Source organism: Chitinivorax sp. PXF-14 (assembly GCF_040812015.1).
Lineage (GTDB): Bacteria > Pseudomonadota > Gammaproteobacteria > Burkholderiales > SCOH01 > JBFNXJ01.
In genome coordinates, this window is the sequence record NZ_JBFNXJ010000003.1 from 215,185 (window position 1) to 227,239 (window position 12,055).

12 protein-coding genes are annotated in these 12,055 nt (G+C 65.7%); 4 read left to right on the forward strand and 8 right to left on the reverse strand.

Annotated elements, in window-relative coordinates; translation table 11 throughout:
* Positions 1–4 precede the first annotated feature (4 nt).
* The 3 genes from ABWL39_RS05910 to ABWL39_RS05920 form a co-directional block, all read right to left on the reverse strand.
* Entirely contained in the window at positions 5–367 is a 363-nt protein-coding gene (locus tag ABWL39_RS05910) for a DUF1304 domain-containing protein (protein WP_367788043.1), read from the reverse strand.
* An 18-nt stretch (positions 368–385) separates the two neighbouring features.
* Positions 386–1,456 (reverse strand): phosphotransferase family protein, encoded by a 1,071-nt coding sequence (locus tag ABWL39_RS05915; protein WP_367788044.1) that lies wholly within the window; start codon positions 1,454–1,456, stop codon positions 386–388.
* 106 nt (positions 1,457–1,562) lie between these two features.
* Complete coding sequence (locus tag ABWL39_RS05920; RefSeq protein ID WP_367788046.1) at positions 1,563–2,792, reverse strand: acyl-CoA dehydrogenase family protein; 1,230 nt, start codon at positions 2,790–2,792, stop codon at positions 1,563–1,565.
* 93 nt (positions 2,793–2,885) lie between these two features.
* On the opposite strand from ABWL39_RS05920, the gene ABWL39_RS05925 reads away from it, so the two are divergent.
* Entirely contained in the window at positions 2,886–3,785 is a 900-nt protein-coding gene (locus tag ABWL39_RS05925) for a LysR family transcriptional regulator (RefSeq protein ID WP_367788048.1), read from the forward strand.
* Here ABWL39_RS05925 and ABWL39_RS05930 read toward each other — a convergent pair.
* From ABWL39_RS05930 to ABWL39_RS05950, 5 genes are all read right to left on the reverse strand, one after another.
* Positions 3,782–4,267, reverse strand: a complete 486-nt coding sequence (locus ABWL39_RS05930) for a DUF456 domain-containing protein (RefSeq protein ID WP_367788050.1) — start codon at positions 4,265–4,267, stop codon at positions 3,782–3,784. The genes ABWL39_RS05925 and ABWL39_RS05930 overlap by 4 nt on opposite strands.
* A 9-nt stretch (positions 4,268–4,276) precedes the next feature.
* Positions 4,277–4,597, reverse strand: a complete 321-nt coding sequence (locus tag ABWL39_RS05935; RefSeq protein ID WP_367788052.1) for an MGMT family protein — start codon at positions 4,595–4,597, stop codon at positions 4,277–4,279.
* A 181-nt stretch (positions 4,598–4,778) separates the two neighbouring features.
* A complete protein-coding gene (locus ABWL39_RS05940; protein ID WP_367788054.1) occupies positions 4,779–5,720 on the reverse strand; it encodes a bestrophin family protein in 942 nt (313 codons plus the stop codon).
* A 99-nt stretch (positions 5,721–5,819) separates the two neighbouring features.
* Positions 5,820–7,679 carry a dihydroxy-acid dehydratase gene (ilvD, locus tag ABWL39_RS05945; RefSeq protein WP_367788056.1) on the reverse strand — a complete coding sequence of 620 codons (1,860 nt, stop codon included), beginning with the start codon at positions 7,677–7,679 and terminating at the stop codon, positions 5,820–5,822.
* A 329-nt stretch (positions 7,680–8,008) separates the two neighbouring features.
* Positions 8,009–9,196: a benzoate/H(+) symporter BenE family transporter gene (locus ABWL39_RS05950; protein ID WP_367788058.1), complete on the reverse strand. Its 1,188-nt coding sequence runs from the start codon at positions 9,194–9,196 to the stop codon at positions 8,009–8,011.
* A 181-nt stretch (positions 9,197–9,377) separates the two neighbouring features.
* On the opposite strand from ABWL39_RS05950, the gene lgt reads away from it, so the two are divergent.
* The 3 genes from lgt to ABWL39_RS05965 all read left to right on the forward strand — a co-directional run bounded on the left by lgt (position 9,378) and on the right by ABWL39_RS05965 (position 12,035).
* Positions 9,378–10,232, forward strand: a complete 855-nt coding sequence (gene lgt, locus ABWL39_RS05955) for a prolipoprotein diacylglyceryl transferase (RefSeq protein ID WP_367788060.1) — start codon at positions 9,378–9,380, stop codon at positions 10,230–10,232.
* Positions 10,233–10,307: 75 nt separating this feature from the next.
* Complete coding sequence (locus ABWL39_RS05960; RefSeq protein ID WP_367788062.1) at positions 10,308–11,072, forward strand: 3',5'-cyclic-nucleotide phosphodiesterase; 765 nt, start codon at positions 10,308–10,310, stop codon at positions 11,070–11,072.
* Positions 11,073–11,228: 156 nt separating this feature from the next.
* Positions 11,229–12,035, forward strand: coding sequence for a hypothetical protein (locus tag ABWL39_RS05965; protein ID WP_367788064.1), 807 nt, complete (start codon positions 11,229–11,231; stop codon positions 12,033–12,035).
* Positions 12,036–12,055 lie beyond the last annotated feature (20 nt).

Genomic DNA, 12,055 nt, shown 5'->3' on the forward strand with positions numbered 1-12,055 from the left:
CGCCTCAGCCGGCCAGCAGCGCGCCGAGCGCCAGCAGGGCCGGCACCCCCTGAATGAACAGGATCGAGCGCTTGGCGGTGAGCCCGCCGTAGATGCCGGCAACCAGTACGCAGGCGGCGAAGAACAGCTGAATCTGGTGGCCGAACGCCGCATTCGGGTGCAGCAGCCCCCACACCAGGCCGGCGGCCAGGAAGCCGTTGTACAAGCCCTGATTGGCCGCCAGCGCCTTCGACTGCTCGGCGAAATCGGCGGTCAGGCCGAACACCTTGCGCCCCTTGGGCTTGGTCCACAAAAACATCTCGAGCACCAGGATGTAAACGTGCTCGATCGCCACCAGCCCAACCAATATCTTGCTCAGCATCTCCATGATTTTTCTCTTTTTGGCTTACAGGGTGGATTGGGAAATCAGGCGCTGGCAGCGCTGTTCGAGGTAGTTGGCGATACCGCCGAACATCGCGAACTGCGGGTTCTTGGCCTGGCCTTCCTGGTAGCGGCGATAGATCTGCTGCACGATCACCGCGAGGCGGAACAGGCCGTAGATCGCGTAGAAATCGAAGTTGTCGACGTGGTAGCCGGTCTTCTCGCCGTAGTAGTCGATCACTTCCTGGCGCGTCAGCATGCCCGGTGCGTTGGTCGGCTGGCGGCGCATCTGCTGGAAGATCGGGTCGTCGTCGGCCTGCACCCAGTAGGCGAGCGTGTTGCCGAGATCCATCAGCGGGTCGCCCAGCGTGGCCATTTCCCAGTCGAGCACGCCGATCACCTCGAACGGGTTGTCCGGGTTCAGCACCACGTTGTCGAAACGGTAATCGTTGTGGATCAGGCAGGTGGCGACGTCTTTCGCCGGCTGCTTGGCCTTGAGCCAGGCCATCACGGCTTCGAAATCGCCGACATCCTCGGTGCGCGCCTGGCGGAAGCGTTCGCTCCAGCCGTCGATCTGGCGCGCGACATAGCCCTCGCCCTTGCCGAGGTGATCGAGGCCGGCCTGCTTGTAATCGACCTGGTGCAGCTCGATCATCTTGTCGATGACGTTGAGGCACAGCTTGCGCGTGTCTTCCTCGTTGAGTGCCAGCCCCTTGGGCAGGTTCTGGCGCGGGATGATGCCCTTGATGCGGTCCATCACGTAGAAGTCGCAGCCCATCACCGACTGGTCCTCGCAGAAGGCGACGACATCGGGCACATAGCGGTAGACCGGCTTCAGTGCCGCCATGATGCGTGCCTCGCGTGCCATGTCGTGCGCCGACTTGGCGCGGTGGCCGAATGGCGGACGGCGCAGGATCAGGTCGCGGTTGGCATAGCGCACCAGATAGGTCAGGTTGGATGCCCCGCCGGGGAATTGGGTGATCTCGGGCGCACCGTCGAGCCCGCTCGCATGCCGTTTGATGAAAGCATCGACCGCCGTTGCGTCGAGCTCCTCGCCCGCGCGCACCGCGACGGCCTGGTCAATCAGTTGTTCCATGTTTCATCCTTCAATTGGGTCGCAGGCGCTGACCGCCCCGGTTTCCACGCGAGCGACGAGGCGCCGCGAGGGAAACGGAGTGGTTGCAAGCGCCCATCAGGCTGCGTCAGATCTTCACGCCGTACTTGGCCAGCTGCTGCCTCATCTCGAGCTTGGCAATCAGGCCGCGATGCACCTCGTCCGGGCCATCAGCCAGGCGCAGCACACGGGCGTAGGCGAACAGGCGTGCCAGCGGCACGTCGTCGGACACCCCCATACCACCGTGAATCTGCACTGCAGCGTCGATCACCTGCTGCGCCATGCTCGGCGCCACTACCTTGATCTGCGAAATCTCGCTCATCGCGCCCTTCACGCCGACGGTATCCATCATCCACGCGGCCTTCAACGTCAACAGACGCGCCTGCTCGATGGCCATGCGGGCATTGGCGATCACGTCCGGGTTGCCGCCGAGGCGGGCCAGCGGCTTGCCGAATGCGACACGGGTGGCGGCGCGCTTGCACATCAGTTCGAGCGCCATCTCGGCCGCGCCGATGGCACGCATGCAGTGGTGAATGCGGCCTGGGCCGAGGCGGCCCTGCGCGATCTCGAAGCCACGGCCGGGGCCGGCAATGAAGGCTGACAAGGGCAGGCGGACATTGGTGAAGCTGACCTCGCCGTGACCGTGCGGCTCGTCGAAGGCGCCGAACACCGGCAGCATGCGCTCGATCTTCACGCCCGGCGTGTCGAGCGGCACCAGCACCATCGAGTGCTGGCGGTGCTTGTCGGCATTCGGGTCGGTCAGCCCCATGAAGATCAGCACCCGGCAATGCGGGTGGCCGATGCCGGAGCTCCACCACTTGCGGCCGTTCAGCACCACCTCGTCGCCATCGACGATGGCGGTGGCTTCCATATTGGTGGCATCGCTCGATGCGACACCGGGCTCGGTCATGCAGAAGGCGGAGCGGACAGTGCCGTCCAGCAAGGGCTTGAGCCACTGCTCCTGCTGCTCGGCCGAGCCGTACTTGACCAGCACTTCCATATTGCCGGTGTCGGGTGCTGCGCAGTTGAAGATCTCGGCAGAAAACCCAGCGCGGCCGGTGATCTCGGCCAGCGGCGCATATTCGACGTTGGAGAGGCCGGCGCCGTGCTCATCCGGCAGGAACAGGTTCCACAGTCCGGCATCCTTGGCCTTCTGCTTCAGGCTTTCCATGACGGCCGGCTGGCGCCACAGGGTCCAGTCGGCGCCGGTCGGCAGCTGTGCGTAGTAATCAACCTCGGCCGGCAGCACGTGCTCCTGCATGAAGGCGTTCATGCGGGCGATGTAGTCGGCCGCTTTGGGGGAATGGGCGAAATCCATGGTAGCTCCTGCTCGACAAGTGATTTGCGCCAAGCATAGGGAGCGCCATAGAATCAAACAAATGAATAGTTTGAATTAGAGTTAATAAATTTCATGCATATAAGCCGGATCGATTTGAACCTGTTCGTGGTATTCGACACGATCTACACCGAAGGCACGCTGACACGCGCCGCACACAAGCTCAGCCTGAGCCAGCCGGCGATCAGCCATGCGCTGGCGCGATTGCGCGAGCTGCTGAACGACCCGCTGTTCACGCGGCAAGGCATGGGCATGGTGCCCACACCGCTGGCTCGCAACCTGATCGGGCCGGTGCGGCAGGCGCTGCAGACGCTCGAAATCAGCCTGCACGAGCAGGCCAGCTTCGACCCGCTGAGCACGCAGCGCACCTTCATTCTCGGCCTGCGCGACGTGCTCGAAGCCACCGCCCTGCCGCCGCTGCTCGCCCACCTGCAGCAGAACGCGCCGCACATCGACATCGCCAGCGTGCGCGTCGACCGCAACGAGATCGAGGCCGAGCTGGCCGCCGGCACGCTCGACCTGGTGGTGGACATCCCGATGCCGATGAGCCACGACATCCGCCAGAAACGACTGTCGCGCGACCGCCTGGTGGTGGTGGTGAACGCCGATCACCCGATCATCCGCGACGCGCTCGACCTCGACACCTATCTCGAGCAGCCGCACGTGCTGGTGTCGTCGCGCCGCAAGGGGCCGGGCCTGGAGGATTTCGAGCTGAACCGCCAGGGCCTGCGCCGCCGCATCGCGCTGCGCTGCCAGCACTATTTCGCCGCCAGCCGCGTGGTGAGCCAGACCGACTACCTGCTGACCATGCCCGAGCAGTACGCACGCGTCGCCAACCAGCAGTTCAATAATCGCCTGTTCGAGTTCCCGCTCAACGTGCCGCGGCTCGACGTGCACCTGTACTGGCACGCCAATGTCGAGAGCGACCCGGCCAACCGATGGCTGCGCGAGCAGATATCGACGCTGTTTGCCTAAACCAGCAGCGCAAAACCGAACACGCCGAGTATCGTGAACGCCAGCGCGATCTTGGCCGCCATGCCCAGTACCAGCCCCAGCCAGGCGGCGACGCCGACCTTGCCGGCGCGCAGCAGGTCGCGCTCGGCCAGGTATTCGCCGATTGCCGCGCCGATGAAAGGGCCGAGCACGATGCCCGGCAAGCCGCCGAGGACGCCGACCAGCGAGCCCAGCGTAGCACCCCACACGGCCTTGCCGCTGGCGCCGGCACGCTTGGCGCCGAGGCTGCCGGCAACGAAGTCGGCCAGCTGGCCGAGCAGCACCAGGAACCCGAGCAGCGCAAGCGTGGCGATGCCGACCTTGCTGAAGTGATCCACCCAGGCACCGAGCACCATGCCGGCCAGCATCAGCGGCATGCCGGGCAACAACGGCACGAGGTTGCCGACGAAGCCCACGACAATCATGGCAATGGCGAGCCCCCACCACAGCAGTTCCAATCCCATGCCCTCGCCTCAGTCCTGCCGCGGCCAGCCGTGGCGCCTGAAATCGACGCGGCCACTGGCGTCGAAGGCCACGCCCTCTTCTTCGAGCAGCAGGCGCTGGTACTCGTCGCTGCCGCCGAGCCCGCGCGCGCTGATGCGGCCCTGGCTGTTGAGCACGCGCCACCACGGCACCTCGCTGCCGTCCGGCAGCGCCTTGAGCGCATGCCCGACCAGGCGCGCGCGGCGCGGCATGCCGGCGAGCTCGGCGATGCGCCCGTAAGTGCATACGCAGCCGGCCGGAATCGTGCGGATGACGCTGTAGAAGCGTTCGAATGGAGCCATCTGTGTCATGACGGACATGCTATCCCAGCGCCGGTGGCGGGTCGAGGCAAGGCGTGGGCCTCATCCGCACGGCGGCCCGATCAGGCGCGACACGGCAAGCGTCAGCGCCGACGGGACTTGGCCAGCACGTGGGTCATGCCTTGCCCAGGCGAGGTGGGCAGCATGTCGTAGGGAGACATCGGCTGGCTTCCTACATCAGGCAGTGATCGATCACCGCGATCTCTTCCGGCACGTGTTCGTCCGCGAGTGCTTCGCGCAGGTTGATCTCGATGGCGCGACTGATCGATTCGAGCGGCAGGTCGTTGGGGTCGAGCCCGAACGGCTCCTCGATCTCGTCGCCGAGCGCGTCGAGGCCAAAGAAGGTGTAGGCGACGATGCCGACCACAAAGGGCGTCATGAAGCCGATCGAATCCACCAGGCCGAAAGGCAGCAGGAAGCAGTATAGATAGGCCGTGCGGTGCAGTAGCAGGGCGTAGGAGAACGGGATCGGCGTATTCTTGATGCGCTCGCAGCCGGCCGCGGCGGAGGCCATGGCCGACAGCGTGGCATCGAGCGCGGCGGCACGGCAGCCGTCGAGCCGCCCCTCTTGCAGGCATTGCTGCAGATCCTGGCCCATGCACTGCATCAGCCAGTCCGGTGGGTTCGACGTCTGCGTCAGCCGCCGCGTCTCGTGTTCGGACAACAGCGGGGTGAGCTCATGGTAATCCGTGCTGTCGCGCAGCATGTGGCGCAGTGCGTGCACGAAGGCGATGGTCCGGTAGACCATGCGTACCCGCACGTCGGACAGGCCGTTGCTGGCCAGCATCGGCGTGGGCATGTCGATCAGGCTCTGGCATTGCCGCGCCAGGCTGCGGCTGCGGTGCACGAGCTCGCCCCACAGTTTGCGTGCCTCCCAGTAGCGGTCGTAGGCCGCCGAATTACGAAAACCCAGGAAGATGGCGAGCGCCAGCCCAATCAGGCTGAACGGGATGGTGGTCAGCGTGATCTTGAGATGGAACAGCGCGCCGTGGGTGACGGCCACGATGGTGGCGACGAGGGTGTTCGCGAGCAGCGGGCCGCGTATCTGCGGCAGGATGGAGCCGCGCAGGACAAAAAACAGGCGGAAACCAGAGGGGCGGTCGCGGACGATCATGTAACGCTAAATCCGTTCAAAAACATCAAACAGCCCGGCTTGACGGGCCTTGCCATGAAAAATGCCGCCCTGCGGGCGGCATCCTCTCGGAGCTTGGTCTTACTTGCGTTCGACCTGGCTCACATCGCGCACGGCCCCGGTGTCGGCCGAGGTCGTCATCGCCGCGTAGGCGCGCAGCGCGGGCGACACGTAGCGCTGGCGGTTGACCGGCTTCCACGCGTCGCGGCCCTTGGCTTCCATCGCGGCGCGGCGGGCGGCGATTTCCGCGTCGTCCACACGCAGGCTGATGCCGCGGTTCGGGATGTCGATATCGATCATGTCGCCTTCGTTGACGAGGCCGATCACGCCGCCCTCAGCCGCTTCCGGGCTGACGTGGCCGATCGACAGGCCCGAGGTGCCGCCGGAGAAGCGGCCGTCGGTCAACAGGGCGCATTCCTTGCCCAGGCCCTTGGATTTCAGGTAGCTGGTCGGATACAGCATTTCCTGCATGCCCGGGCCGCCCTTCGGGCCTTCGTAGCGGATCACGACGATATCGCCGGCCACGATCCGGTCGGCGAGAATTGCTTCAACCGCCGCATCCTGGCTCTCGAACACGCGCGCACGGCCGCTGAACTTGAGGATGGAGTCATCGACACCGGCCGTCTTCACGATGCAGCCGCGCTCGGCGATATTGCCGGTCAGCACGGCCAGGCCGCCGTCCTGCGAGTAGGCGTTGGCCTTGTCGCGGATGCAGCCTTCGGCGCGGTCATCGTCAAGCTCGGGGTAGCGCATGCTCTGGCTGAACGCGATGGTGGTTGCGACGCCGCCGGGCGCGGCGCGGTAGAAGGTCTTGGCCGCGTCATCGACGCTCGGGCGCTTGATGTCCCACTTGTCGAGCGCGTCGGCCATGGTCGGGGCGTGGACGGTTTTGGCATCGCGGTTGATCAGGCCGGCGCGGTCCAGCTCGCCGAGGATGCCGATCACGCCACCGGCGCGGTGCACGTCTTCCATGTGGTATTTCTGCGTCGCCGGGGCAACCTTGCTGAGGCAGGGCACACGGCGTGAGACGCGGTCGATGTCCTTCATCGTGAACGGCACACCGGCTTCATGAGCGGCAGCCAGCAGATGCAGCACGGTGTTGGTCGAGCCGCCCATGGCGACATCGAGGCTCATCGCGTTTTCGAAGGCATCGAAGGTGGCGATCGCGCGCGGCAGCACCGAGGCGTCGTCCTGCTCGTAGTAGCGCTTGGCCAGCTCGACGATGGTGCGGCCAGCTTTCAGGAACAGTTCCTTGCGGTCGCCGTGGGTGGCGAGCAGCGAGCCGTTGCCGGGCAAGGACAAGCCCAGCGCTTCGGTCAGGCAGTTCATCGAGTTGGCGGTGAACATGCCGGAACAGGAGCCGCAGGTCGGGCAGGCGGAGCGCTCGATCACGGCGACTTCCTCGTCGCTGACCTTGCTGTCGGCGGCTTCGACCATCGCGTCGACCAGGTCGAGATTGCGCTCGACGCCGCGCCAGTTGACCTTGCCCGCTTCCATCGGCCCGCCGGATACGAACACGACCGGGATATTGAGGCGCAGCGCGGCCATCAGCATCCCTGGGGTGATCTTGTCGCAGTTCGAGATGCACACCAGCGCATCAGCGGTGTGGGCGTTGACCATGTATTCGACCGAATCGGCGATCAGGTCGCGGCTCGGCAGCGAGTACAGCATGCCGCCGTGGCCCATGGCGATGCCGTCATCGACGGCGATGGTGTTGAATTCCTTGGCCACGCCGCCGGCCTTCTCGATCTCGCGCGCCACCAGCTGCCCCATGTTCTGCAGGTGCACGTGGCCCGGCACGAACTGGGTGAAGGAGTTGGCGATCGCGATGATCGGCTTGTTGTTGAAATCCTCGTCCTTCATGCCGGTGGCGCGCCACAGGGCGCGGGCGCCGGCCATGTTGCGGCCGTGGGTGGATGTGCGGGAACGGTAAGCGGGCATGGCAACCTCAAACGGAATCGGGTGTATCAATACGTACGGCCCGCAACGGGCGGGCATTCACGGCGTCGCGACTGGGCGACGATACGGCGGGGTAGGCCGGAAACGGCAGGGTCTCGGCACGGGTAGGCCTGACGCGGCGCCAAACAAGGGATGGGGAAGATTGTAACAAAAACAGGGCGCCGCCGAATGCGCAGTTCTACCGAAGGCAGAGGCAAAACTGTGACGGTGCATTCAGATACCGTGCAATCCAGTCGCAGCAGCGCGCCGGCCGCTTGCCGCTCATCTGGCGAGCCATACCGCAGTGCAAGCGGCATCGGAGCAAGCCCCCATCACGGCTTGCGCACCAGGATCAGCCGCGACACGACACCCGCCACCACGCCCCAGAACGCGGCGCCGATGCCGAACAGCGTGACGCCGGAGGCGGTGACGAGAAACGCGATCAGCGCCGGCTCGCGCTCCGTCTCGTCGGCGAGCGCGGTCGCCAGCCCGCGGCCGATCGTCGGCAGCAGTGCGAGGCCCGCCACGGCGATGATCAGCTCGTGCGGGAAGGCGGTGAAGATATCGACGATGCTCGGCGCGAGCAGGCCGATCACGATGTAGAGCGCACCGGCCGCCGCCGCCGCAAGATAGCGCTTGCCCGGGTCGGGGTGCACCTCGGCGCCCATGCACAGCGCCGCCGTGATCGCAGCCAGGTTCAGCGCATAGGCGCCGAACGGCGCCAGCAGGAGCGTCGCCAGCCCGGTCAGCGCGATCACCCGGGAGACCGGCACCGGGTAGTTGAATGCCTTGAGCACGGCCACGCCCGGCACGTTCTGCGAGGCCATGGTGACGATGAACAATGGCAGCGCGATGCCGATCATGTCCGCCAGCACGAAGTGCGGCGCGGTCGCCACCGGCGTCGCCCAGTGCAGCGCCAGTACTGGCAGCACGAGCTTGCCGGAGAGCAGCGCAGCCGCCACGCCGGCCAGCAGCACCAGCGGGATCACGAAACGCTGGGTCACGCGCTTGCCGACGAGGTAGACCAGCAACATGGCGCCCACCACCGGCAGCGCGGTTTTCAGCGCAGCGAAGGTCTCCAGCCCGAAACGCACCAGCACGCCGGCCAGCAGCGCGCTCGCCAGTGCAGCCGGGATGCGGCTCATGCCGCGCTCGAACCAGCCGGTGATGCCGACCAGCAACAGCAGCGCGCCGCACAGCATGAAGGCGCCGATGGCGCTCGCCACCCCGCCCTGATGCGCGGTGACCGCCAGCAGCGCCGCGCCGGGCGTGGACCAGGCCGTGACCACCGGCATGCGCAGCCACAGGCTCGGCAGCAGCGTGGTCAGCCCCATGCCGAGGCATAGCGCCAGCGTCATCGAGATGATGCCGGCGCGGTCCATGCCCATGGCCTGCCCGGCCTGCACCACGATCGCGTAGGAGCTGGTGAAGCCCACGAGCACGGTGACCAACCCCGCAGCGAGCACGGACAGCGCGTGGCCTTGGGATTTGAGGGAGGGCGTATCTGCTTGGGCCGGCATGGGGAACCTATCGTCGTGAGTAGCGTCCATCGCCGCTGCATGCGGCGACCGACATGTCGCAGCATTATCGACAAACGCCTGTAACCGGCACAAGCCACACTTCCGCCATCGCCTCACCGGCACAGCCGGCCGCGGCGTGCTGTGTATAATCGCGAGCTTCCGCAGCCAAGGTGCCCACACCATGATGATTCACCCGCAGTTCGACCCCGTCGCCATCCACCTGGGCCCCATGGCCGTGCGCTGGTATGGCCTCATGTATCTGGTCGGCTTCATGCTGTTCGTCGCGCTCGGCCGCTATCGCATCAAGCAGCGCCCGGATCTCGGCTGGGATGCGCGCCAGCTCGACGACCTGCTGTTCTACGGCGTGCTCGGGGTGATACTCGGCGGGCGCTTCGGCTACGTGCTGTTCTACAAGTTCGGCGACTACCTGGCCAATCCGCTGTCCATCCTCAAGGTGTGGGAAGGCGGCATGTCCTTCCACGGCGGCTTTCTCGGCGTGCTCGTCGCGATGTGGATTTACGGCCGTCGCACCGGCAAGGGCTTCTGGCAGGTGGCCGACTTCGTCGCACCGCTGGTGCCCACCGGCCTGCTTGCTGGCCGCATCGGCAACTTCATCAACGGCGAGCTGTGGGGCCGCGTCACCAGCCCCGATGCGCCGTGGGCGATGATCTTCCCGCAGGCCGCACGCGAGGATATCCAGCAGGCCGCCAGCAACCCGCAATGGCTGCAGTGGCTGACGCAATTCAACGGCCTGCCGCGCCACCCGTCGCAGCTCTATCAGGCCGGGCTCGAGGGGCTGGCGCTGTTCCTCATCCTCTGGTTCTATTCGGCCAAGCCACGCCAGGCGGGGCAGGTTTCTGCGCTGTTCCTGATCGGTTACGGCGCCTTCCGCTTCATTGCCGAGTTCGCGCGCGAGCCCGACAGCTTCCTGGGCTACCTGAGCCTGCACCTGAGCATGGGGCAGTGGCTGAGCCTACCGATGATCATCGTCGGCGCCATGCTGTTCGTCATGTTCGGCCGCAAGCCCAGCGTCTAGCCCCCATCCGCTGCACTATGCTGAAGCGGTAGGGCATCGCGGCCCCTTGCCGCCGCGATGCGCGAGGAGGCCGCCATGCAAGTACATATTCTCGGCTGCAGCGCCGGCATCGGTGCGCCACGGCGCACCACCTGCATCCAGATCAACGACGATCTGCTGATCGACGCCGGCACCGGTGCCGGCGAGCTCACCCATGAGCAGATCATCGCCATCGACGCCGTGCTGCTCACCCACGCCCACCTCGATCATGCCGGCTCGCTGCCGCTGCTGGCCGATGCGGCAGCCGGCTTCCGCCCTGGGCCGCTGACCGTCCACGCGCTGCCCGAAACCATCGCCGCGCTGACCGGGCACATGTTCAACAACCAGCTCTGGCCCGACTACACGCGCCATCCCTCGCCCGAATCGCCATGGCTGCGCTTCGCCCCGGTCGCCGTGGGCGACAGCTTCAGCCTCAAGGGCAAGCAGGTCACGGTGCTGCCGGTCAAACACTCGGTGCCGGCCTGCGGCTATGCCGTCGATGGCGGCAGCGGCAGTTTCGTGTTCAGCGGCGACACCACCCTGCACCCGCCGTTCTGGCAGGCCTTGCAGCAGCTGCCACGGCTGCGCTACCTGATGATCGAAACCACCTTTCGCAGCGCGCAACGCGAACAGGCGCTGCGCAGCGGCCACATGACCCCGGCACTGCTGGCCGAAGGCCTGGCCTGGCTCGGCCAGCCGGTGACGGTGCTGATCTCGCATCTTGAGCCCGGGCACGAGGCGGGGGTGCTGGCGGATATCGAGCAGGCCCTCGGGGCCGGCACGGCGCAACGGCTGGTACGCGGCATGCGTTTCGCTGTCTGACGCGTGTCGGAATTATTGACACTCGCTTCGAAACAAACCAAAAAAATCACATAACAATCTGATTTTTAATTAATTAATTTTCTGGCTCGCCACTTGCTTGAGAAATCGACAGCATCTGCCCCTGCGCCGAACCCAAGCTATATGAGGAGAAGCATCATGGCATTCCCCCGTATCACGGCCTGCCGTTCCCTGGCGATCGTCGCAACGCTTGCCGCCCTGCCTGGGCTGGCCCAAGCCATCCCGTTTACCAGCAACCTGACGGTCAACGGCGCCAGCAGCCTCGATCTGGTCAATTCCACCGTGCCGACCGGCGATGCCGCGCAGACAGGCAATATCCGCCTGACCAGCAGCGGCGCGACGACGCAAAGTAATTTCACTGGCCTCGCGCTCTCCCCATCGGCATTGAATGGCTCGCTCAGTGACATCAACGATGGCGCCGGCCTGCATGCGGACCTGGCAGGGACGGGCAGCAACGGCACGAGCGAGAACCAGTTCCTGTTCGGTGATTTTTCGCTGGGCCTGGCCAATACCTCGGCCACCATCAGCTACACCGTGACGCTGCGGCTGGGCACGAGCTATGTGAACCTGTCGGCGCTGGGTAGCGATGCATTCGTACTGTTCGACGTATCGGTCAAGGATCAGCTCAACAATGAGTTGCTGTTCAGCCATCGCCTGGTCGACACGGTCAACCCCAACGAGACCAGCGATAGCGCGAGCGACAGCTTCGACGTGCTGTTGAACCCGGGCGCCAGCGCAAGCTATGCCGGGGTGGTATCGGCCCGTGGCGGCGCATTTTCGGCGGATGGCAGCTACAGCGGCGGCCTGGACACCTTCTTCAGCATCGTCAACGTGCAAGCCCAGGACGTCGGCCCGAACCCATTGCCCGAGCCCATGAGCGCGCTGCTGCTGGGTCTTGGTTTGACCGGCCTCGCCTGGGTACGCAGGCTGACTGCCCACCGCTGAGCCGGGCATCGCGTCGAACC